Here is a 24165-nt window from a genome sequence, read left to right as displayed (position 1 = left end):
CCTATGGCAGATTTGATTTGTAGATGGCGCAACGGAACCCCAAAAAATGTAGTGGAGCTTGCAAACTCTTTACCTCATAAAAAAATGAAGGTAGAAGAGTTTAGAATTCACATGGAATCAAAATGGACAGACTTCTTTACCTCTCCATATCAACTTGCTTGTCAACTGGGATTGTATTGCGAAGCTGATGACGGCTATTATTATCCTAGATTTGATCATGATATAGATGAGAGGGAGGCTACTACCTATCTATACCACTGGTTGCCGAGGTATTATGTACCAAATCCATACGTTGGGAAAGATGGCTTTAAAGATATTGTATGTCCAACATTCGTACTAAAATCATTGTTTGATTACACAAAGGCAAATCCTGGTACAGATTATGCGACAGCCTATAAGGCGATCTTCAAAGAAGATTCCAAAAACAATGATGATATTGTACGAAACTACATTAACAGATATTCTCAAGTCATGGAAATGACCAAGGATGGAAAATTAAAAATAAACGAAAACAAATCACAAAACATATTTGGCTTTATGAACAGAAACGACAAGAAAGCATTCTTTGATAATTTTGCATCAAAGGAAGTTGACCCAATGAAGATGTACCAAGAAGGTAATTTAGACCAACGAAAGGCTATGTTCCGTAAATATTTGGAATCGCTGGGGTTGGCTGTAAGTACAATCAAACAGTATATTCAGTATCATTTAATTTGTGAACCTGTATTGGATGTAATCAAAAGGGAATCTGGAAAAGATAATCTGTACGAAGTCGTTGATTTATTCCAAATAGAAAAAATTTATAAAGGTTGTACTGAATTGGAAGAGAACAAAACTCGTAATAACGTCTATACTGCTTCGGTAACAAATTACAAAAATTTTATAGATTTTTTGGAAACAGATGAAGCTATTTCCTTATACAGCAATGATATTCATTCAAGGCAGTTTAATGATCCATCTAGTACCATGCCTAATCCTCGAGTATGGATTTATGCTCCAGGTGAACAGGCTATGCTTTGGGATGAATGTCAGCAGCAAGGCTTGCTACGATTAGGATGGGATGAATTAGGTGATTACCATCAGTTCGACTCTCGTCAAGCTGTAATAGCAAAGATGAAGGAGGTTTATGAGGTTGACAACAAAAGCAATGATGCATTGGCCGTTTGGCAATTCCTCAATGATATGCAAATTGGAGATGTCATATATGCTAAGAAAGGAACTTATCATATTATAGGTCGTGGCGTTGTTGAAGGAGAATATGTTTATGATGATAGCATAGATGAATATAAGAACGTTCGACGCATAAAATGGACTGATGTTGGTGATTGGGAAGCTCCTTATCGTCTGCCTCAAAAAACTCTGACTCGACTCTATGTTGATGCTCCAGAGATTAAAATGCTGGAACAAACCATAGAGGGAACTTTTAAAGTGGAAATTCCGACAGAACCATTTTCTATTAAAAAGATGATTGATTATATAAAGGGAACGGGGTTGCTATATACTGATTCTTTGGTTAAGCGTTTTGCCTTCTCTTTGATGTCGAAACGATTTCTTATTTTGAGTGGATTGGCGGGTTCGGGTAAGACCCAATTGGTATTGGCCTTTGCTAGTGCTTTGGTAAAGAACAAAGATGAACAAATGTGCGTTGTTAGCGTTGGGGCGGACTGGACGAACCGAGAGCCGCTTTTGGGATTCCCTAATGCACTTCAGCCAGGTAAGTATGTAAAGCCGGAGAACGGTGTACTCGACCTGTTGATAGAGGCAAATCGCGAGGAAAATGCCAACAAACCTTTCTTCCTAATACTGGACGAGATGAATATGAGCTATGTCGAGCGCTACTTCGCTGATTTCCTTTCCGCTATGGAGAGCAAGGAGAAGATAAGTCTTTGGAATAATGATGCAGAAGGTGACGCTGGCATAAAAATAGATGGTGTGCCGCAGCGCATTGATCTTCCAAAGAATTTGTTTATTATTGGAACTATTAATGTGGACGAAACTACTTATATGTTCTCACCAAAAGTGCTTGATCGTGCCAATGTGATAGAATTCAAAATATCGTCAGACGAGATGAGTCGGTTCCTCAAAGGGATACAGGAGATTGATCGCGATAGTATTATCAGCAAGGCTGCTGGAATGGGGACAGACTTCGTCGCAAAAGCTTGCAAAAAAGATTTGGCACAGGATGATACTGTGGTGAAGACACTGCAAGCCTTTTTCAACGAACTAAAAAATGTAAATGCAGAGTTTGGCTATCGTTCGGCAACAGAGATATTCCGATTCATCTGCCAGGCTAAAGCAAATGATGATACGAAAACGAAAATGTCTGATGAGGCAGTCCTGGATGCTGCTATAGTTCAGAAGCTGCTGCCAAAGTTGCATGGCTCTCGCAAAAAGTTGGAACCTGTACTTTCTCAGCTATGGAAACTTTGTTTCACAGGTGCGGGGAAGGATTTGAACATTACGAAAGAGAATGTTGAAAAAGCACAGTTCAAAGAGAGTGCCGACAAAATACGCCGTATGTACGAATCGGCTACGGCTAACGGTTTTACAAGTTTTGCAGAAGCATAAATAATATAATAGGTGATTATTATGAATCAGAATATTAAAGAACTATTTGACAGTATTAATAATTCCTTTAGTCCTGAAGATGAGGAGCGAGAGTATCAAATTCGTAGAAAAATTGCTGAAAATTATTTGTCGTATGAGGAAACTATTTATTCCGGAGAAAGAAGCAAGCAAGATTCGCTTCAGATGATTCATGACTATGCTAAAAATTGGGGATTCGGCAATGCACTAGAAACTTTGGTTGAATATCTACTGCCAGAGCCCGCTTTTGGTGATTATGATGATATAGATGATTCTGAAGGTGAGCAAGATTTGATAACAGGAGAGAATAGGAACAAAGTGTTGGAATTATTCTATGCAAAATTCGATAACGATTACGGGGAAAAAGACTCTCCTAAGAATGAGGTGATGTTTAATTATTTGGTAGATGAACTGCTTGCACAAGAATTGTCCGATCATGATTTAGAGGCATTATCAATAGATATTTGGGAAACCATGTGGGGGAATATATGCTGAAAGAGTGTGAATACCTTGAAATACCAGTTGAAGGGAATGTAAGTGATTTGAAACTGATAATATTCCCTCAATCTTCAAAGGCTAAAGTCTATGAGGAAAGTGAACCTTATGCAGGTGAGTCAAGATATCAATTATTAGAGGGATGTACCTATACTTACGAGTTTTCAAACGTTGCTAATAACTGTCGTTGTCAGTTTGAGAAGCAAAATGAGATAGTAAGGTTCCATCCCAATAAAACTCATCATGCATCTGAGGGAACTCTGACTACAGGTATATATGTTGGCCATTTGACTTTGCAAACAATTAATGTGGACTCGAAGGAGCTTGTGGGTAAGGTCAGCTTGGATATTCAAAGCACTAAGTCGGAATACAGAAAGGATTATCGCTTAATGCTAGACGAGATAGCAGAATACTACACAGATTTGGTTCTTCAGCAAGGCTCGCCTGTTACACAAAAGCTGGAAATAGATCAGTCATGCTCGTCAAAAACACTATACCAGCGATTCTCGTTTGTACGTTCTCTCATTGATAGCGAGGCATTTTCTGAGGCTATTCATAAGATTATTTCCAATCCCGTTAGGAAATGGACTGATGCAAATATAGAACGTGATATAATTGGTGTAAGACGACTAAGCCGCAAGAATATTCGACAGATAGCTTCTAGTACAGATCGTGTTCTGTTACCAATGGGAATGCGTACTGGTATGCCAGAATGTCTGACAAGCGTGCCAAGAAGAATTGAAGTAGAATATAAGCGAGATACTACGGATAATCAAGAAAACCAGTTTGTGAAATTTGTGCTTCGCACTTTTGTTAACTTCTGTTCCGACATAAAAGGTTATGCAAACGCGACAGATCAGTTGAAGGCTGAGGCAAATAAAACAATGGAACGATTGTATGAACATCTAGACAATCAGTTCTTCCGTCAGATTTCTCAACCTACTCACATGAATATGAACAGTCCGGTTCTCCAAAGAAAGGAGGGCTATCGAGAGGTATTGCAGGCTTGGTTGTTATTTGATCTTGCAGCCAAACTAAATTGGACGGGTGGTGATGATGTTTATGATGCTGGCAAGAAAAATGTTGCTACGCTGTATGAATACTGGCTGTTCTTTAAGCTATTGGAGCTGATAAGTGAATTCTTTAATCTAAAACCTGAGGATAAGCAAAAACTGGTGCAGATTGATGCTGATGGTATAAATCTTAGTCTGAGACAAGGCAAAATGAGAATGGTAAGTGGGCAACAAGAAACCTTCTCGCGTATTCTGAATGTTGCTTTCTATTACAATAGAACGTTCAATAGAGTCGCTGATGATAATGATCCCATTCATAAGGCTGGTAGCTGGACTATGACAATGCGTCCGGACTATACGCTATCGTTATGGCCTGGTGATATTTCTGAACAAGAGGCTGAGCGTCAAGAGCTAATTATTCATATACACTTCGATGCAAAATATCGCCTGGATAAGGTTTTGCTAGAAGACAAAGATACTGATAAAGATATCTTCGATGAGCTTGCTGAGGAAAAACAAGACCAAGAATTGAAAATATATAAACGTGGCGACCTTCTGAAAATGCATGCCTATAAGGATGCTATAAGAAGAACAAGTGGTGCTTATGTTCTATATCCAGGTGAAGAAAATCGAGAGATGCGAGGTTTCCATGAAATAGTTCCAGGATTAGGAGCGTTTAGCATTCGACCTGGACATTGGCAGGAGGATTCAGTATACTTAAAACGATTCCTTGCCGAAGTGAAAGCCCATTTGATGGATCGTACATCTGATCGTGAAAAACTGTCGTACTATCAGTATGATGTCCATTTGCAGGCCAACAAGACGATGACAATGGAGAGTTTGCCAGAATCAGAAGGCGAGAATCGTGACTTCCTGCCTGACGAAACAACAGTTCTAATAGGCTACTATAAGAGTCTAGAACATCTTGAGTGGATAAAGAAGAATTGGCTGTATAATGGACGTGCCGGAGAACGTGGCGGATCAATTGCCGTTTCTAAGGAGATTGTGACTGCACGATATATTCTTTTGCAAAATGGCAAAGATGCCACACTATATAAAATAAATGTTGGCGGTCCAAAGATATATGGGTATAAGGAAATGAAAGATCGCGGTTATCCATTTAATCCCCATAAGAATAACGAAGACAATATTTATTTGGTTTTCCGTTTGAATAAGAACGGAATTGAAAAAGAGCTGCAGAAATATGAATGGCGCCCTGAAGACATCCTAAAGCTAAAACTTACACGTTATGGAAAATTCGATGTAATAGGGTTGACAGACTTAATGAAGGTTGCAAGAATTAAATAACACAATAATAACGCTATAAATTATGTCTATCCACGAATGGTGTATTGCCGTCCTTAAAGGAAAAAAATATAACATAAGGTTTGCGGAACTCTACAGTCTCTGTACTAAGTATTATTCGGAGTCGGTTTTTAATACAGAAGAGGAATTACGTTCCGCTTTGGAACCATTCAATGACTATTTCCTCTTTGAGGAATATATGTACGATTATGTGACTTTTGTAGATGATGGACAAATAGACATGCCTATTTTGGAACAGGCCAAAGATGTGCTTCGTTCGCATGATAATCGATATACACTCGAGGTGTTGTGTAGAAGAATTAATGCTCAGAATCTCGGAACTGATGAGGTTGATGATGCTACGCTGAAAAACATGTTGACTGAGCGGAAATGTTTTACTCTAGAGAGTCGCTCTATAACTCTGTTCAAGTTGTCATCGAAGGGGCTGGCGTGTGACGTGGAACCAATGAAGTTCACTAGGGGGAAAGAAACTAAGAACGAGAAACTGCCAAGCGAGGGGAAAAAAGTACTTGCATTAGATATTAAACTTGAAGAATTAACGCTGTCACAATTGCGTCAACTTAAAAGGGCGGTACTTGCAGAGGAACAGAAGAGAAAGAACAATGTTAAAGACCCAAAACTGGTTGAAGAAAGAGAAAACGACCGCATCAATAAACTAAAGAGAATAATCGAATTCTATGAGATTTCTGATTATACAACGATAGAACAGTTATGGCTAAAAAAACTGATATCAAAGAAGGAATATACGAAATGTTTAGGTTGGAAACTATCTTCAGTTGGTGATGTTTATAACTGGGTAACCTCCCATAGTATGCCTATAAATAAAGAAAAATATCATAAGCATACAGTAAACAGGATGATGAAAATTGCTTCTTTTCATGACCCGGAATTGGCCCGATTGATACCAGATGTTAAGTTCTGTGGCATAAGGAAAACTCTGTTGTAATAATGTAATAATTTGGTGAAGATATGGCTGACAGAAAAACAATGCTTGCAAAGGCTTATTTCTATAGATGGTTTGGGCTTAAAGGATTTACTGCGAAAGAGTCTCTTTTAGGTTACGGAATTGCTGCTAAATGCAAAAATTTTAAAGATTTCGAATATGTCTGTTATGCTCCAGATCCTGATGATGATAACTTCTGTATAAGATTTGTTATTAGTGAGATACAGCTGATACAAGCTGTAAGAGCACAAAAAGATCTAGCTGAGTTTCTCCTTGAATTTGGCTTCTTTTTTGATGATTTTGCTCAGATGATTATAACAAATAAGCTCTATTATGTTTGTCAGAGGTATGACGTTATAGCTTTATTATTCTTGAATAATCCGCCCAAATATTTAAGAACGAAGATCAATCTAGTTTGAGTGTATAATAAATCATTAGTTGTTAGTTTGAGCTATAGAATAACAAAAGTTCTATATTATAGCCCCCAAAGAATATGGTTAGACTAACTCAGGGATAGTACTCGAAACTAGATAGTGTGTAAAAAAGAGGAATGAGCATCACTGCCGATTCCTCTATGGTTTACTCAAAAACTAGTTTTCTTTCTCGCATCACTGCGAAAATAGAATTATTATGATAACTTTTGATTATAACTTTAGTTACTTTAAACGATGCAAAGGTACTAAGAATTTAGCAAACGGCCAAAAAAATGAGAAAATATATGGTGGTTATAGAAATACTTTGTATATTTGCCGTAAAATAAAGGTGCACTTCGATGCGCTTTGAGAACAATTAGATATATGTGGAAGATTTTTGCTATATTAATAGGTGGTTCGGGAGTGTCTATCCTGGCTTTGTTTGTATTTGTACTTGCACTTTGTACGATGCCTTGGCCGGCCTGGGTTATTATGGGTGTGGGCTTGGTACTCTATGAGGTTTCAGGCAGTTCAAAAAAAGTTGTTAAAGGTAGGGCAGAACGTAGAAACAAGAAGAAAGCCTTGAAAGCGCTGAGAGTACAGAAGGCAAAGGAAAAGCTACTACGAGAGGCGAATAAGGAGCAGATACAAGTGGTAGCGGCTGTAATACGTGATGATAGAAAGCGGATATTTGCCACCCAGCGCGGCTATGGCGATATGAAGGGAAGATGGGAGTTCCCTGGAGGGAAGATTGAGCCAGGTGAAACGCGTGAGGAGGCACTGAAGCGCGAGATTCGCGAGGAGCTAGCGGCGGAAATAACTATTGAGAAATATCTGGAGAAGGTGGAGTGGAGTTATCCTAAGTTCCGACTCACTATGTATTGCTATCTGTGCAGGCTTGAAGGCGAATACACACTGAAAGAGCACTCGGCAGCAAGATGGCTTAGCCGCAGGGAGAGGATGCATGTGAAGTGGTTACCGGCGGACAGAACTCTGTTTGATAAAGCTGCATTTTGACTAACGTCTATGGACAAACTATCTCCTGAACAACGGCACAAGAATATGGCGGCGATTCGTGGGAAAGACACGAAGCCGGAGATAATTGTGCGAAAAGGGTTGTGGAGTAGGGGATTCCGCTATCGGTTAAACCATAAACGATTGCCTGGAAGGCCGGATATCGTGCTTAGGAAATATCGGACTTGTATTTTTGTGAACGGCTGTTTTTGGCATGGACACAAAGTAGATATGGAGACTATTGAGAATAGTGAGTGCTGTAAGATTCCGAAGAGTAATAGGGAGTTCTGGGTGGCGAAGATTCGCAGAAATAAAGAACGGGATAAGGAGAAACAACGCGAACTGGCCAAGATGGGATGGCACTGCATTACGGTTTGGGAATGTGAGCTAAAACCATCGAAACGGGAAGAAACACTTGACTCATTGGCTTTTACACTGAACCACATTTGGCTTCAAGACCACAGTTTGAAGAATGCGGCTTATCCAACCATCGATGCGGAGAGTAACCATTTGCTAACGGCGGCTGAAGACATAAAAAAAAGAGGGGAATGAGCATCGCTGCTGATTCCTCTGTGATAATTATTACTAATTAAACCCAATTCTTTCTCGCATCACTGCGAAAATAGAATGAACATAATCATTAAAATGAATTTCATAACCATTCATTTAACAATACGCCGCAAAGGTAATAAGAATTTGTCAGAATGCAAAAAAAATGCTAAAATATTTGGAAGATATTGAATTGTTATGTATATTTGCAAACAAACAATTTAATGAAAACCTTTATGAAGCAGATTTTGAACTGGGTGCTCGTCGCCACCCTCATTTGCGGCGCAAGTGTGTTCACATCATGTACATCGAATGACGACAAACCCGTCAAGCTCGACCTTTCAACAAAGTTGATGGGCAAGTGGATGGTGGACGAACTGGACGGTCAGGCGTGTCCTACTAACCTGAAAGCAGTCATTACTTTCTTGTCGCCGACGGAAGCGTATGGTAGTCTTTCTGACTACTATAGCGAGTCGTGGAACAACCATGCGTCGGCTGAGGTTACGATTAAAGGCAAGAATGTAACGCTTAGAGCGAAAGAAAATGAACATACTACGCATGTGACGGAAACAACCATCTACTCCATTACTGATAAGGATATGATGTTGAAGTCTGACTGGAAAGTCTATGTTGACGGTAATGTGGTAATAAATGAGATCTACGACAAAGAGCGCTATATACGTGTGACAAACGACTATGAGAATGATATTATTGGCACATGGGAAGGCAAGGTGACTAGCACTGAGGACGAGCACACCGATGGCGAATTGCACCGTTGGGAGTATAAAGCCGACGGCACTTACGCCTATTATAGTAAGGTGGAGGGGCAATGGCAGTCGGACACTGATTATCTTTCAAACTATTTCGTAGATGGTATCTTGCTCTGCACCCGCTGGAAGAAGACGGCCGACAGTGAAGAGCTTCGCGAGTGGTGGGAGATTGAGAGCATCAAGGATGGCGTGATGAAGTGGACGGCGCTGCGTATGCGTGATGATGGCTCAACCTACACCGCCACCTTCCAGATGACAAAGGTTGAATAACTTACATTAAACGTCAGAAAATTATTTCTGACGTTTAAACTCTATGGTTTTGGGCAGTTTTTGCCATTTACCTTTGAAGGGCACCTTGAGGGCGCTACCTGATTCTTGCTTGAGTATGAATACTGAATCGCCCTTGGCGGTGAGGGTGGCGGTGAGATCCTCGCTGCCGTAATCATTGATCATCTGCAGCGTGGCCTTGTGGCCCTTAACCTCGGCATCGGTGATGACCCAGGCAAACGAGTTGAAACGTTTGCTGAGGTAGCCAGGCACCTGGCCAAACAAATCCTGACCGGGAACGGTAACATCCTGTTGGTAAAAATTAATACGCATCACAATATCAAGTTCCTTATTTATAAGGTTCGCGCGAAAGGGGCCTTGGGTGTTCTGCGCACTGGCCGTAATACTGGCCAAACACAGCAGGGCTGAAACTATTAACTTGTTCATATTACAACACTTATACGTTTTTTAGACCGCAAAGATACTAATCTAAATCATCTTTTAAACGTTTACGTTGAAAAAAATAACAAAAAGATTAGTGATTTAATAATTTTTTAATTATCTTTGCGGCAAATTAGTTAGTATAACATGGCAAAGGAACGATTTACACCTGATTATATTTTTGAGTCGAGTTGGGAGGTTTGCAATAAAGTAGGCGGAATTTATACCGTACTCTCGACACGCGCCCAAACCTTACAGAAGGTTCTGAAAGATAAGATTATCTTTATTGGTCCTGATTTCTGGAAAGAGCAGGAGAGCCCTTACTTTAAGGAGGACTCAAGTTTGCTGGCCGAATGGCAATGGCAGGCTAAAGAGCAGGGCCTGAAGGTGAGGGTGGGAAGATGGACCGTGCCCGGCGAACCGATTGCTATCCTGGTGGATTTTAACCCTTACTTCGAAAAGAAGAACGAGATTTACGGCTGGTTGTGGGAACACTACCAGGTGGACTCGTTGCATGCTTATGGCGACTATGATGAGGCATCGATGTTCTCGTATGCAGCGGCTCTCGTAGTAGAAAGCTTCTACAACCACAGTCTGAAGCCCGAACAGAAGGTGATTTACCACGCTAACGAGTGGATGTGCGGACTGGGACTGCTGTACCTGAACAACAAACTGCCACAGATTGGTACGGTGTTTACTACCCACGCTACCAGCATTGGACGATCGATTGCTGGTAACCAGAAGCCGCTGTACGACTACCTGTTTGCCTATAATGGCGACCAGATGGCGGGCGAGCTGAACATGCAGAGCAAACACAGTATTGAGAAGCAGACTGCCCACTATGCCGACTGCTTTACCACGGTGAGCGACATTACGGCTAAGGAGTGCGTGGAGCTGCTGGACAAGCCAGTGGACGTGGTGCTTCCAAATGGTTTTGATAATAGTTTTGTGCCCAGCACAGCGCAGGCTTTTGCCCGCAAGCGTAAGGCTGCGCGCCAAAAGATGCTGCAGGTGGCTAATGCGCTGCTTGGCGAGGAGCTGGACGACGACACACTGCTGATTTCAACTTCGGGACGCTACGAGTTCCGCAATAAGGGTATCGACGTGTTTGTTGAGGCTATGAACCGACTGCTGCGCGACCGCGACCTGAAAAAGAAGGTGGTGGCATTTATCGAGGTGCCCGGTTGGGTAGGTGAGCCTCGTAAGGACCTGCAGGAGCGTCTGGCCAGCGGTCAGAAGTTCGACACGCCGCTGGATGTGCCACAGGTAACGCACTGGCTGCACAACATGAGTCACGATAACGTGCTGAGCATGCTGAAATACTACGATATGCACAACCGTAAGGACGAGAACGTAAAGGTGATTTTCCTGCCTTGCTATCTGGACGGTAATGATGGTATCGTAAACATGACCTACTACGATGTGGTGCTGGGTAACGACCTGTGCATCTATCCATCGTACTACGAGCCCTGGGGTTATACCCCGCTCGAGGCAATCGCCTTTAAGGTGCCTTGTATCACTACCGATCTGGCTGGTTTCGGACTGTGGGCCAACACGGTGTTCGGTCACGACGGACAGCTGGAAGATGGTGTGAAGGTGATTCACCGCACGGATTACAACTATAGCGAAGTGGCCGATAATATCAAAGATACGGTGGCTGAGTTCTCGAACATGACTAAAAAGCAGATTGAGACTTGCCGCAAGAATGCTGAAGCCCTCTCGGAGAAGGCTCTCTGGACTCACTTTATCGAGTACTACTACGAAGCGTACGATATCGCGCTGCGCAAAGCACAAGATAGAATGGAAAAATAGAAATATTGAAAAGAAAAGATTCAAATAAAAATTTGAGAGATTATGAAAATTAAAGCTGATTATGCAAATGCTCCAATGTGGAAGGATTTGACCGTGAAGTCGAGTCTTCCTGAAGAACTGAAGTGTTTGGACGAGATTGCCCACAATATGTGGTGGGTATGGAACTACGAGGCACGCGACTTGTTCCGCGACCTGGACCCTGAGCTTTATCATGAGGTAAAACACAACCCAGTTATGCTGCTTGAGCGACTGAGTTTTGCCCGTAAAGAGCAAATTGTAAAGGATAAGGCGCTGATGAAGCGCATTAAGAGCGTTTACACCTTGTTCCGTAAGTATATCGATGTTGAACCCGACAAGAAGCGCCCATCGGTGGCTTACTTCTGTATGGAGTACGGTATCCACTCTGCCCTGAAGATTTATTCGGGTGGATTGGGTATGCTGGCCGGCGACTACGTAAAAGAGGCTTCGGACTCGAACGTTGACATGTGTGCCGTAGGTTTCCTGTACCGTTTTGGTTACTTTACACAGAGCCTCTCGATGGAGGGACAGCAGGTAGCCAACTACGAGGCACAGAACTTTAGCCACCTGCCTATCGAGCGTCAGCTGGATAAGGACGGTAACCCACTGGTGATTGATGTACCTTACACCAACTACCAGGTTCACGCTTATGTTTGGCGTGTAAACGTGGGTCGTGTAAAGCTGTACCTGCTGGATACTGATAACGAGATGAACTCGGAGTTTGATAAGCCTATCACCCACAGCCTGTATGGTGGCGACTGGGAGAACCGCCTGAAGCAGGAGATTCTGCTGGGTATCGGTGGTATGCTGCTGCTGAAGAAGCTGGGCATCAAGAAGGATATCTATCACTGTAACGAGGGTCACGCTGCCCTGTGTAACCTGCAGCGCCTGTGCGACTATATCGACGAGGGTATGACCTTTAACCAGGCTCTGGAGCTGGTTCGTGCCAGCGGTCTTTACACCGTTCACACACCAGTACCTGCCGGTCACGACTACTTCGACGAGGGATTGTTCGGCAAGTACATGGGCGGTTACCCACAGAAGCTGGGTATCTCGTGGGATGAGTTCATCGGCATGGGTCGTATCAATCCTAACGACCACAGCGAGCGTTTCTGCATGAGTACATTTGCCTGCAACACCTGTCAGGAGGTTAACGGTGTATCAATGCTGCACGGCTGGGTAAGCCAGAAGATGTTTGCGCCTATCTGGGCCGGCTACTATCCCGAGGAGAACCACGTGGGTTATGTTACCAACGGTGTTCACTTCCCCACATGGTGTGCTACCGAGTGGCGTAAGGTATATGCTAAGTACTTCGACGCTAAGCACATGAGCGACCAGAGTAACGAGGAGATCTGGCACGGTATCTATAACTGTCCTGATGAGGAGGTTTGGGCTACTCGTATGGCTCTGAAGAACAAGCTGTTCGACTATATCAAGGAGCAGTTCCGCGAGAAGTGGCTGAAGAACCAGGGCGATCCTTCGCGTGTGGTTTCGCTGCTCGAGGGTATGAATCCTAACGCACTGGTAATCGGTTTCTGCCGCCGCTTTGCTACTTACAAGCGTGCACACCTGCTGTTTACCAACCTGGAGCGCTTGAGCAAGATTGTGAACGATCCTGAGCATCCAGTTATCTTCCTGTTTGCCGGTAAGGCTCACCCAGCTGATGGTGCCGGTCAGGGCCTGATCCAGCGCATCTACGAGATTTCGCAGCGCGACGAGTTCCTGGGCAAGATTATCTTCCTGGAGGACTACGACTTCCTGCTGGCCCGCCGTTTGGTTTCGGGTGTAGATATCTGGATGAACACACCAACACGTCCGCTGGAGGCATCGGGTACATCGGGCGAGAAGGCCGAGATGAACGGTGTAGTAAACCTCTCAGTAAAAGACGGTTGGTGGCTTGAGGGCTATCGTGAGGGTGCCGGTTGGGCTCTTACCGAGAAGCGTACCTACCAGAACCAGGGCTACCAGGACAACCTGGATGCTGCTACCATCTACCACCTGCTGGAGAACGAGATTATCCCATTGTACTACGATAAGGATAAGAAGACCGGTCTGTCGAAGGGTTGGGTGAAGGTGATCAAGAACTCGATTGCTCAGATTGCTCCTCACTACACCATGAAGCGTCAGCTTGACGACTACTACGAGAAGTTCTACAATAAGCAGGCTAAGCGTTTCAAGGCTCTGAGCAAGGACAACAACAAGCTGGCCAAGGATCTGGCACAGTGGAAGGAGGCCGTAGCTGAGCGCTGGGACGCCATCCACGTGGTTAGCGCCGAGTGGAACTATCCTGCTGCCGGTATCGAGACTGCACAGAAGTACACCATCCGCTACGTGATTGACGAGCAGGGACTGGAGGATGCTGTAGCACTCGAGAAGGTGAACGTACATATTAATAAGGAGGGCGAGGAGCGTATCTTCTCGATCGAGCCTCTGAAGATGGTGGGCCACGAGGGTAACAACTATATCTTTGAGGCTACACTGGCTCCACAGCAGGCCGGACAGTTTAAGAGCGCTATCCGTATGTATCCTAAGCATAAGGATCTGCCTCACCGTCAGGACTTCTGCTACATTAAGTGGCTGGAGCTGCCCGCACACACCGTGTAATAACATTGGTACGAGCATAAAAAAGAACCCGGGTTCAAGTTATTTGAACTCGGGTTTTTTATAATTCTGATTGATGTAGCGACCTAGAACATTCTGACTGTTGCGCTGGCCCGTTTGCACGATGCAATCGCTGATGCGGCGGTGCAGACTGTCGACCTGCTGCTGCAGCTGCTGGCGATGGGCGGCGTTGGTACGGGTAGAGAGCTGGGCCAGACGGATAAGCTGGGTGCCTAGCTTCTGCACGGTATCGTTAAGGGCCTGCCACTGATTGTTGAGCTCGGTACCCGACACACGCGAGGGGCGGGGATGCTGGTTGAGTTCGATGGTGATTTCGCCTGGCTCCAGGAAGAAGCTGCAGCTGGTGAGCTGCTGGCGGTTGAGATAGGCCCGGCAGAACAGCGTGGTATCGGTGGTGCCGGCAAACTTAAAGGTGCCGCCGCTGACGATAGCCTCGCCCAGAACCTTTTGTGGCGGGTCTTCGAAAGCCAGGGTCACGGTGTCGCCTTCCTTGAGCTGGGGAGCGCAACCCTTGATCTGATAAACATCAGACTGGCAGGCGCAAAGCACAAGGCTTGCAACTGCCAGTCCGATAAAACTTTTACGGGTCATTATACTATGTACAAATCGCTAATGCTCTTGTTGTCGATTACACGCTGGATGGCCTCGGCAAACATCTCGGCTACGCTGAGCTGCTTAACCTTTGCACAACGCTGGGTGTAAGGAATAGAGTCGGTGAATACAATCTCCTCGAGGGCCGAAGCCTGTACGCGATCGCTGGCAGGACCACTCATCACGCAGTGGCTGGCGCAAGCGCGAACAGTAAGAGCACCGTTCTCCTTCATCAGGTCGGCTGCCTTGGTAATGGTACCGGCAGTATCAACCATATCGTCGATAATCACTACGTTCTTACCCTGAACATCACCAATAATCTGCATGGATGCTACCACGTTGGCGCGGGCACGGGTCTTGTTACACAATACCAGTGGGCAGCCCAGGTACTTGGCGTAGGTGCTGGCACGCTTTGAACCACCAACATCGGGCGAAGCGATGACCAGCTCGTCGAGCTTAAGCGACTGCAGGTAGGGCAGAATTACGTTTGATGCATACAGATGATCGACAGGAACATCGAAGAAACCCTGAATCTGGTCGGCGTGCAGGTCCATGGTGATTACACGGTTAACACCAGCTGCGCTGAGCAGATCGGCCACCAGCTTGGCACCGATGCTTACACGGGGCTTATCCTTACGGTCCTGGCGGGCCCATCCGAAGTAGGGGATAACGGCATTGATGGTACGGGCCGAAGCGCGCTTAGCTGCATCAATCATCAGCAGCAACTCCATCAAATTGTCGGAACTGGGGAAGGTGCTTTGAACCAGGAAGATGTCGCGACCGCGGATACTTTCCTCGTACGAAACAGCAAACTCTCCATCAGAGAATTTGGTGATTTGTAACTTACCTAACGGGCAACCAAGACTTTGACAGATTCTTTCTGCCAGGTATCTCGTGGCTGTTCCTGAGAATACCAAAAAGGAGCTCTTATCACTCATTGTTAATACCTATTTATATTTTTATATTAGTACTTTAGCATGCTAATCAATTGTTTTGCGTAGTTTTTCGAAGTGGTTAAGTAAGGCCTTGTAGTCGATCTCGTTGTGGATGTTGAAGCGGTTCCATAGGTCGCCGCATATCACCATGCCACCAAAGCCTAAATCCTTAATCTCCTTCACGCGATCGAGATTCATACCTCCCAGGGCGTAAACCTTTTTATCTATCAGGCCCTGCTTGGAGGCTTCGCGTAACTCGTCCATCGTAAACGACTGCTTCTCGTCGGCATTGGTCTGACTGTCGAAGATGGAGTGCAGGAAAACATAGTTCGACTTCTTTTTTGTTTCCTTGAGTTCGCTGATAGCGTGACACGTGCGGCTGATGTTGCCCTTATAGCCAACGGGGGCCTCGGTGAACGCATCGTCGATATGTATGCCGCGCAGGCGATATTCCTCTTTTAAATAGAAGTGGCCGTGAACGGTGATACGGCTGTGATAGTCGTCGCCAAGCAGAGTCAGTAAGCGCTCAGAATACATGGGCGATGCACCTGGTTTGTACAGGTGCAGATTATCCAATCCCTCCTCGAAGAGGTTCGCAAGTATCTTGTCCTCTTCAACGAAGAATGTGGGTTTCGTCATTACAATAAGCTTCATTTTTGCCATCTGTTCTCTTTCTAAGTGCAAAATTACACAGATTTTTCGATATTCTCACCACTTTCAGCAAAAAAATAGTCATTAGGGTGCATTTTTCAGAAAGTTTTAGTAATTTTGCATCCTGAAATGGCCAAAATGGCCAAATTTCAAAATCAGAGAATAAATAGTAAATTGTAAATATTAAAATTGTAAATTTAAAGATGAAAGCATTTGTTTTTCCCGGACAGGGAGCACAGTTTGTAGGAATGGGTAAGGATCTGTACGATACCAACCCCCTGGCAAAGGAACTTTTTGAGAAGGCTAACGAGATTCTTGGCTACCGTATTACCGATATTATGTTTGCCGGTACCGACGAGGAGCTGAAGCAGACTAAGGTTACACAGCCTGCCGTTTTCCTTCACAGCGTTATCTCGGCACTCTGCATGGGCGACGCTTTCGATCCTAAGATGGCTGCTGGTCACTCACTGGGTGAGTTCTCGGCTCTTACAGCTGCTGGTGCCCTGAGTTTCGAGGATGGCTTGAAGCTGGTTTACGCTCGTGCTATGGCTATGCAGAAGGCTTGCGAGGCTCAGCCCTCAACAATGGCTGCTATCATTGCTCTGCCCGATGAGAAGGTAGAGGAGGTTTGCGCCGAGGTTAGCAAGCTGGGTAAGGGTGTAGTAGTAGCCGCTAACTATAACTGCCCCGGACAGCTGGTTATCAGCGGTAACGTTGAGGCTATCGAGGAGGCTTGCGAGCGCCTGAAGGCTGCTGGTGCCAAGCGTGCACTGGTGCTGAAGGTGGGCGGTGCTTTCCACTCGCCACTGATGCAGCCTGCTAAGGATGAGCTGCAGGCAGCTATCGAGGCTACTGAGATTAAGACTCCTAAGTGCCCTGTTTACCAGAATGTTGATGCTAAGCCTCATACCGATCCCGCTGAGATCAAGGCTAACCTGATTGCTCAGCTCACAAGCTCAGTTCGCTGGACTCAGAGCGTACAGAACATGATTGCCGATGGTGCCGACGACTTTACAGAGTGCGGTCCTGGTAAGGCCCTGCAGGGTATGATCGTTAAGATCAACAAAGAGGTTTCAGCCCATGGCATCGAATAAGATGATAATTTATCAGGTTTTTACGCGGCTTTATGGCAATCGCTGCACCAACCGAATGGAAGATGGCACGATCGCCGAGAACGGTTGCGGAAAACTGAACGACTTCACGCCCAAATCCTTGAAAGCTATCAAGGAGATGGGCGTGAGCCATATTTGGTACACAGGTGTTATCCGACATGCATCGCAAACCGATTACACCCAGTACGGCATTCCCAAGCAGCACGCTGCGGTGGTGAAGGGTAAGGCTGGCTCGCCTTACGCCATTACCGACTACTATGATATCGACCCTGATCTGGCCGAGAACGTAGAGCAGCGCATGCAGGAGTTTGAGGCGCTGGTAGAGCGTACACACAAGGCCGGCCTGAAGGTGATTATCGACTTTGTGCCCAACCATGTGGCCCGACAGTATCACTCTATCTGCAAGCCCCAAGGGGTGAAGGATCTGGGCGAGGAGGATAACCCACAGAACGGATTCGACCCGCAGAACAATTTCTATTATTGTCCCGGACAGCGCTTCCATCCTTACTTCGACCTGTATCACGGCGAGACCGAGGAGTATTACGAGGAGCCTGCCAAGGCTACGGGTAACGACTGTTTCCACAACGCCCCAGGCATGAACGACTGGTACGAGACGGTGAAGCTGAACTACGGCGTGGATTATTATGCCGGCGGCGTGGGCCACTTTAATCCTATCCCCAACACGTGGGATAAGATGACCGAGATTTTGCTGTTCTGGGCGGCTAAGGGCGTTGACGGTTTCCGTTGCGACATGGCCGAGATGGTGCCTGCTGCCTTCTGGCATTGGGCCACGGATAAGGTGAAGTACCGCTATCCTGAGTGCGTGTTTATCGGCGAGGTGTATAATCCTGGCGAATATCGCAACTATCTGGGTGCAGGCTTCGACTACCTGTACGACAAGGTGGGCATGTACGATACGGTGCGCAGCGTTATCTGCAACCAGCAGAGTGCCCATGCTATCACGGGTGCCTGGCAGCAGACGGATGATATCAAGCAGCACATGCTGTACTTCCTGGAGAATCACGATGAGCAGCGCGTGGCCAGCGACTTCTTTGCCGGCGACGGTCGCAAGGGTATTCCGGGCTTAGTGGTATCGGCCTTGCTGCAGCAGAACCCGCTGATGATTTACTTCGGACAGGAGTATGGCGAGCGTGGTATGGATAAGGAGGGCTTTAGCGGCTGTGACGGACGAACCACCATCTTTGATTACTGGAGCGTGGACACCATGGTGCGTGCAGCTAACCGCAAATACACCATTCGCGAAAAGTACATCTACGATATGTATCGCAAGGTGATGACGCTGGCACAACAGGAGAAGGCCATCACGCAGGGCGAGATGTTCGACCTGATGTATGCCAACGGCCATCTGCAGCGTCAGTATGCCTTCTTACGCAAACACGGCACCGAGGCTATCCTGGTGATTGCCAACTTTGCCGACCAGGCTACCACCTTAAACGTAAATATTCCCGCCCACGCCTTCGACTACTTGGGCTTGAGCGAGAAAAATGCGCAGGTAACGGATTTGCTTACCGACACTAAATCGCGCCTGCACTTTAAGCGCGACGAAGCTGTTCAGGTTGAAGTACCAAGCAATGGAGCTGTTATCCTAAAATTCCGCGCGTAAAATTTATTAGGCACGGATTACATGTAATCCGTGCCTAAAAATTAGATTTCACTGATGCTGCCGACGCCGGAGCGGTGGGTATCCTTCTTCTTGGGATGGCCGCCGTACTCTAATGAGCCTACACCCGACACGCGGCCTTCGATGCTTTCGGAAGCATAACACTTGATGCTGCCCACACCTGATACGCTGGCTGTTACGTTCAGTGCCTTTAGGTTGCCAGCCTCGATACTGCCAACACCGCTATTGCGCAGCTCAACATCGTCGGCAATACCGCTGACTGCAATCTCACCAACACCACTATTGGTAATCTCTAATTTATCGGTATCCAGACTGTCCATCTTAATGTTAGAGGCACCGCTATTGGTAACCTTGGTAAGGTCGGCAGTATAAACCTTGATTTTTACCTCTTGTGTGTTCAGATTGAGATTTTTCTGTGTGAACTTAATGTTCAGTGCATCGTTGGCACTTTCGAACTTGTAGTATTCAATATAATTGTCGGGAGCAGTGAGCTCGATGGTGCCGCTCTTTTTCACGTTCTGCACGATCTCTACGTGGCCCACGCAACTCATGTTTACTTCCTCGAAAGTATCAACCTTATAGGTCTTGGTTACGATGTTGTCGCTGGGGGTTACCTTGTTGATACCCAAATCTAACTTACACGATGTGAGCGACAAAGCACATACCATCAAAAATAATACCTTTTTCATATTCATTTATTTATTTAATTGTTTTATTTTATTCTTTTGACGCACAAAGGTAGGAAAAAGTTGCAGGAAACTTGCTTTTTTTAGTTAAAATTCGTATTTTTGTGCCATAATTTTAAAGATATGGCCGATTTTGTATTAAACGAGCACAACAAGGAGGAGTTTCCACCAGCCCATACAGCCGAGCATCTGCTGAACCAGACGATGATCAGGATGTTTGACTGCGGACGATCGTATAATGCGCATGTGGAGCGTAAGAAGAGTAAGATGAGTTTCCATCTGGTCCAGAAACCGTCGCGCGCCGAAGAACGTGAGATTGAGGAGCGCATGAACGACCTGATAGCACAGGACTTGCCTGTGACGTTTGAGTTTGTGACCCGCGACACGATACCCGATGATGTAACGCTTGACCGACTGCCCGACGACGCATCGGAGACTATCCGTCTGGTGCGCATAGGTGATTACGATGTGTGTCCCTGTATTGGTAAGCACGTGAGGAGCACCAGTCAGATAGGGCGCTTTGAACTGCTGGGTACCAACTGGGACGAACAGGAACGCTCGTTCCGCGTAAGGTTTAAGATTGTACAATAAAAAAATCCCGCTCAACCGGCGGGATTCTTTATGTGATATTATTGCTGACTCTGAGGAATCTGAATCTTTGAGAACACGGGGTTGTGGTCGGAATAACTCAACTCGCGCTTGTAATACGACAGACCTAAGAAGGTCTTGTCGTGGAAAATATAGTCGATGCGCACCTTTTTGTTACCACCGCGGAAGGTGTACATAAAGCCGCTGCCGCACTCCTTAAAGCCGTCGACCTTATCGCCCAGCATGGTGTTGTAAACGTAAGAGTAGGGCACATCGTTGAAGTCGCCGCAGACGATGATGGGGCGCTCGCAATCGCGCATGTCCATTGCCAGCACATTAGCCTGGCCCGAACGGGCAATCATACCTAAGGTATAGTTGCCGTAGAAGGCACGTATCAGGGCGTTACTCTCGATATCCATTCCCTGATTCATCAGCTTGCCGGCCTTGTGCAGGGTGGTGTTGATACCGGTGGTTTCCAAGTGGGCGTTATACACGCGGACAATGGTACCCTTGTAGTTTATCTCGGCCCACATGGCGCTGTTGTTGGTCATCTCGAAGTTCATGTTCTTCGACTTGATGATGGGGTAGCGACTATAGATAACCATATCGCTCTCGCCCTGGGCCATATAGGGGAAGTAATCCTTATACGAGTCGCTGTTCTTCTTGTCGCCGCTCTGGTCGTTATACTCCTGGAAACAGGCCACATCAACCTTCTGCTTCTTCATCTCGCTCAGAATATCCTGGGCAATAAAGCCTGAGGTCTCACGACCGAACATGGCTACGTTGTAAGAAGCAATCTTGATACCGGGCTTGCTGTCGGCATGCTCATCGGGCGAACTGAACTGATAGATGGTGCCCGAGTAGGGAATGCAGCAGATAATGGCGATGAGGGGGATAAAGGCCCAGTGAAAACGGCGCATGATAACCCAATAAAGAAACAGCACCACATTGACTGCTATCAGCACGGGCAGGGCATACACCAGCATGGCGCGGGCGGTATTACCTGCAGGCTGAACGTCACCGCCGTAGAGACCTACGATGGTGAATATCATGACGAGTACGGTGAAAATAAGAATGGAGAATGAAAAGTACTTTTGTACAGCTAATTTTCCCATAATGTGTGATAATAAAAAAATATGTGTAGTTATGCTTAGTCGAGGTACTTGCCAACCATCTCGATCAGGTTCTCGACCTTGAATGGCTTGGCCATGAACTCATCGCAGCCAGCATCCTTGGCATCGCGGATGTTCTCCTCGAAAGCATAGGCGCTCAGAGCGATAACGGGGGTGTCGGAGTCGATCTCCTTAATGATGCGGGTTGCATCAAGACCGTTCATCTCGGGCATACGAATATCCATGAGTATCAGATCGGGGCGCTCTTCCTCGTTCATGGTTACAGCCTCGATACCGTTATGGGCACGAATAAGGCGGTAACGCTTGTGGAGCACAATTTTTACCAGTTCGTAGTTGCTGTCCTCGTCCTCGGCTACCAGGATGGTCTTCTTGTTCTTATCGTCGGGGCGACCGCTTACACGGATGGTGCGAACGTTCGAGGTGGTGGTGTTGCGGGCTGGTGCTAGGCCGCCAATGGTACCCTCGAAGGGCAGCACAAAATGGAACAACGAACCCTCGCCAAGCTTCGACTCAACATAGATCTTACCGCCCAGCTTCTCAACAATAATCTTACACAGAGCCAAACCAAGGCCGTAGCCGTTGTTGTTGGTCTCGGCATCGCGAGAAACGTAGGTGTTAAAGATATGCTGAAGATCCTCGGGGGCAATACCCGTACCGGTGTCTTGCACAAAAAATTCGATGTTTGAGCCTTCGTCGAGCATGCGGTAACCATAGGTGATGCTGCCGGCCGAAGTATGTTTCAAGGCGTTGCTGATAAGGTTTGAGAATACCTGTGTGATACGGTTGGCGTCAGTATTGAAGGTAACGGCCATATTGGGCTTCTTCCAACTGAGCTTTACCGTCTCGGGGCAACGGAACTTAAACAGATTCTTGATACTGTCACAGAGCTGGTTGAGGTCGGTGCTCGACTTCTTCATCACGATCTCGCCCGACTCTACACGTGACAGGTCGAGAATCTCGTTTACCAGGCTCATCAAACGGTTGTTGTTGCTTTCAATGATTTCGAAGAACTTCATGCGGTCGTCCTGTGAATCGGTCTCGACCAAGACGCGAGAAAAGCCCTCGATGGCATTCAAGGGGGTACGGATTTCGTGGCTCATATTGGCCAGAAAAAGCGACTTCATCTTGCTTGCTTTTTCTGCCTTTTGGGCCTTTTCTTCGTATTCTTTCAGCTTCTGTGTAGCGATGGCCAGCTGTTCTTGCGCAAGGGATAATTTGCGGTTGGCCTCGGCGTACTTCTGAAGCATTAATTCCTTCTCGCTATATTCCATTTGTCGTCAAAAATCACTATTTGGCTACAAAGGTAATGCTTTTTTTGTAAACACAAAAGAAAAATGCAAGAAAATAACAAAAATTTCAACTTCTTTTTGCTTTTTCCCACGCACCACTGTGATTATGGCTGCGGAGGTAGGCCATTCCGCGAAAAACATTGAGGTTCATAAACACAAAGTAGTAGGCGGTGTAAAGCAGCTTGTTCTTAACGCCGTGACGGGCCAAAACCCAGCCGGCAAAGGCGCCCAGATAGAACAGAATCTGAGCCGCTAACATCAAATCATAGAATAAACCTGCGCGCATTATGGAAAGCAACACGCTGATACCCAGTAAGATAACCATCGCAATTGGAGTAATGCTCCAACGGAGCACGCGGTGACTGATGTACTGGAAGCTTACCAGTGGGTATTTGATGGGGTTGAGCAAGCTGCGCAACCACCAGATGCTTTGAAGTCCGCCGGCAGCGATACGGCGCTTGCGCTTGCTCTCTTCAAAAATGTTGGCAGAGCCGTATTCCTGAGCGTAAGCGTCGGGGGTGTAGGCGATGCGCTTGCCGTCCTGTACGACGTACATCGACATCATGAAATCGTCTAACAGTGCATTATCAGGCACCTCGCGTACCAGCTGGGGATCCATGGCGTAAAGCTCGCCTGCGGCGCCCATGGCCGAGAAGAGTTCGCTGTCCCAACGTTTCAAGGTGCTCTCGTAACGCCAGTAAAGTCCTTCGCCCTCGGCGGCCATCTGACCCTCCTTGCGGGCGGCTACACGTTTCTCGCCCGATACGCAGCCCACGGTGGGGTCGGTAAACAGACGGGCAATCTCCTTCATGGCGCCTGGGTTAATCATGGTATTGGCATCGGTAAAGGCCACATAGCGGGTCTTCAGTGCCTGCAAGCCGTGCTTGAGGGCTGCCGACTTACCGCGGCGCTCGGGGCTGAACACGATATCAACCTCGGGGTAGGCCTTGAGCAGTTCGTTGGTGCCGTCGGTGCTACCATCTGTTACCCACATGATACGGAACTTTTCGCGGGGGTAATCGATAGCCAGGGTGTTGGTCATCTTCTCGGCCACCACTTCTTCTTCGTTATAAGCACAAATAAGCAGGGTGATGGTGGGCAGCTGTTCATCGGCAGGCACGACGGCCTTGCGGGGAGCGCCCGCAAAAAGCCGTTTTAGCCTGAGGATGATGTATAATAGAATTCCATAACCTAAATAGGTGTAGAATACTATGAGCAACATGGCCCAGAATAGGATTTTTAGTGTGAGCATAGATTTTCGATATAAGA

At 46.2% G+C, this 24165-nt stretch carries 19 protein-coding genes and 2 pseudogenes; 13 read left to right on the top strand and 8 right to left on the bottom strand.

Annotation, left to right across the window (positions count from 1 at the left end):
* Positions 1 to 3: 3 nt before the first annotated feature.
* The 8 genes from T500_RS16420 (at position 4) to T500_RS0108790 (ending at position 9379) form a co-directional block, all read left to right on the top strand.
* Positions 4 to 2568, top strand: coding sequence for an McrB family protein (locus T500_RS16420; protein ID WP_051611975.1), 2565 nt, complete (start codon positions 4 to 6; stop codon positions 2566 to 2568).
* A 21-nt stretch (positions 2569 to 2589) separates the two neighbouring features.
* Positions 2590 to 3081 (top strand): hypothetical protein, encoded by a 492-nt coding sequence (locus T500_RS0108820; RefSeq protein WP_028907815.1) that lies wholly within the window; start codon positions 2590 to 2592, stop codon positions 3079 to 3081.
* Positions 3075 to 5402 carry a DUF2357 domain-containing protein gene (locus T500_RS0108815; RefSeq protein WP_028907814.1) on the top strand — a complete coding sequence of 776 codons (2328 nt, stop codon included), beginning with the start codon at positions 3075 to 3077 and terminating at the stop codon, positions 5400 to 5402. Before T500_RS0108820 ends, T500_RS0108815 begins: the two co-directional genes overlap by 7 nt.
* Positions 5403 to 5424: 22 nt before the next feature.
* Positions 5425 to 6366 carry a hypothetical protein gene (locus tag T500_RS0108810; protein WP_028907813.1) on the top strand — a complete coding sequence of 314 codons (942 nt, stop codon included), beginning with the start codon at positions 5425 to 5427 and terminating at the stop codon, positions 6364 to 6366.
* A gap of 23 nt (positions 6367 to 6389) precedes the next feature.
* Entirely contained in the window at positions 6390 to 6782 is a 393-nt protein-coding gene (locus T500_RS0108805; protein WP_028907812.1) for a hypothetical protein, read from the top strand.
* Between the two features lie 378 nt (positions 6783 to 7160).
* The gene (mutT, locus tag T500_RS0108800) at positions 7161 to 7793 is read left to right on the top strand and encodes an 8-oxo-dGTP diphosphatase MutT (RefSeq protein WP_230580881.1); all 633 of its coding nucleotides are present in this window, start codon (positions 7161 to 7163) and stop codon (positions 7791 to 7793) included.
* 9 nt (positions 7794 to 7802) lie between these two features.
* Positions 7803 to 8342, top strand: coding sequence for a very short patch repair endonuclease (locus T500_RS0108795; protein ID WP_028907810.1), 540 nt, complete (start codon positions 7803 to 7805; stop codon positions 8340 to 8342).
* Between the two features lie 233 nt (positions 8343 to 8575).
* Positions 8576 to 9379, top strand: a complete 804-nt coding sequence (locus T500_RS0108790; RefSeq protein WP_155267493.1) for a hypothetical protein — start codon at positions 8576 to 8578, stop codon at positions 9377 to 9379.
* Between the two features lie 21 nt (positions 9380 to 9400).
* Here the strand turns inward: T500_RS0108790 and T500_RS0108785 are convergent, their stop codons facing one another.
* Positions 9401 to 9823: a hypothetical protein gene (locus tag T500_RS0108785; RefSeq protein ID WP_028907808.1), complete on the bottom strand. Its 423-nt coding sequence runs from the start codon at positions 9821 to 9823 to the stop codon at positions 9401 to 9403.
* Between the two features lie 141 nt (positions 9824 to 9964).
* On the opposite strand from T500_RS0108785, the gene T500_RS0108780 reads away from it, so the two are divergent.
* Together T500_RS0108780 and glgP are read left to right on the top strand one after the other, a co-directional pair.
* Positions 9965 to 11629: a glycogen/starch synthase gene (locus T500_RS0108780; RefSeq protein WP_028907807.1), complete on the top strand. Its 1665-nt coding sequence runs from the start codon at positions 9965 to 9967 to the stop codon at positions 11627 to 11629.
* A gap of 42 nt (positions 11630 to 11671) precedes the next feature.
* Positions 11672 to 14251 (top strand): alpha-glucan family phosphorylase, encoded by a 2580-nt coding sequence (gene glgP / locus T500_RS0108775; protein ID WP_028907806.1) that lies wholly within the window; start codon positions 11672 to 11674, stop codon positions 14249 to 14251.
* Between the two features lie 39 nt (positions 14252 to 14290).
* Here the strand turns inward: glgP and T500_RS0108770 are convergent, their stop codons facing one another.
* Genes T500_RS0108770 through T500_RS0108760 form a run of 3 tightly spaced genes read right to left on the bottom strand, consistent with a single transcriptional unit; the run spans position 14291 to position 16449 of the window.
* Positions 14291 to 14860: a DUF4369 domain-containing protein gene (locus tag T500_RS0108770; RefSeq protein WP_028907805.1), complete on the bottom strand. Its 570-nt coding sequence runs from the start codon at positions 14858 to 14860 to the stop codon at positions 14291 to 14293.
* Positions 14860 to 15798 (bottom strand): ribose-phosphate pyrophosphokinase, encoded by a 939-nt coding sequence (locus T500_RS0108765; RefSeq protein ID WP_028907804.1) that lies wholly within the window; start codon positions 15796 to 15798, stop codon positions 14860 to 14862. Before T500_RS0108765 ends, T500_RS0108770 begins: the two co-directional genes overlap by 1 nt.
* A gap of 42 nt (positions 15799 to 15840) precedes the next feature.
* Positions 15841 to 16449, bottom strand: coding sequence for a thiamine phosphate synthase (locus T500_RS0108760; RefSeq protein WP_028907803.1), 609 nt, complete (start codon positions 16447 to 16449; stop codon positions 15841 to 15843).
* Positions 16450 to 16649: 200 nt separating this feature from the next.
* Here T500_RS0108760 and fabD point away from each other — a divergent pair, with 200 nt between their 5' ends.
* Both fabD and T500_RS0108750 read left to right on the top strand, forming a co-directional pair.
* Complete coding sequence (fabD, locus tag T500_RS0108755; protein WP_028907802.1) at positions 16650 to 17540, top strand: ACP S-malonyltransferase; 891 nt, start codon at positions 16650 to 16652, stop codon at positions 17538 to 17540.
* Between the two features lies 1 nt (position 17541).
* Positions 17542 to 19173: pseudogene (locus tag T500_RS0108750) on the top strand (alpha-amylase family glycosyl hydrolase); the annotation flags it as partial.
* A 50-nt stretch (positions 19174 to 19223) separates the two neighbouring features.
* Here T500_RS0108750 and T500_RS16415 read toward each other — a convergent pair.
* Positions 19224 to 19889 (bottom strand): GIN domain-containing protein, encoded by a 666-nt coding sequence (locus T500_RS16415; protein ID WP_196243494.1) that lies wholly within the window; start codon positions 19887 to 19889, stop codon positions 19224 to 19226.
* A 126-nt stretch (positions 19890 to 20015) separates the two neighbouring features.
* On the opposite strand from T500_RS16415, the pseudogene T500_RS0108740 reads away from it, so the two are divergent.
* A pseudogene (locus tag T500_RS0108740) lies at positions 20016 to 20477 on the top strand (hypothetical protein); the annotation flags it as partial.
* Positions 20478 to 20515: 38 nt separating this feature from the next.
* Here the strand turns inward: T500_RS0108740 and T500_RS0108735 are convergent.
* From T500_RS0108735 to T500_RS0108725, 3 genes are all read right to left on the bottom strand, one after another.
* Positions 20516 to 21589: an endonuclease/exonuclease/phosphatase family protein gene (locus T500_RS0108735; protein ID WP_080694842.1), complete on the bottom strand. Its 1074-nt coding sequence runs from the start codon at positions 21587 to 21589 to the stop codon at positions 20516 to 20518.
* A gap of 35 nt (positions 21590 to 21624) precedes the next feature.
* Positions 21625 to 22854: an ATP-binding protein gene (locus tag T500_RS15610; protein WP_196243493.1), complete on the bottom strand. Its 1230-nt coding sequence runs from the start codon at positions 22852 to 22854 to the stop codon at positions 21625 to 21627.
* A 109-nt stretch (positions 22855 to 22963) separates the two neighbouring features.
* The gene (locus tag T500_RS0108725; protein ID WP_028907797.1) at positions 22964 to 24148 is read right to left on the bottom strand and encodes a glycosyltransferase family 2 protein; all 1185 of its coding nucleotides are present in this window, start codon (positions 24146 to 24148) and stop codon (positions 22964 to 22966) included.
* Between the last annotated feature and the right edge of the window lie 17 nt (positions 24149 to 24165).

The organism is Xylanibacter ruminicola Ga6B6 (genome assembly GCF_000687715.1).
GTDB lineage: Bacteria > Bacteroidota > Bacteroidia > Bacteroidales > Bacteroidaceae > Prevotella > Prevotella ruminicola_B.
This window is presented reverse-complemented; position numbering and strand designations above follow the sequence as displayed.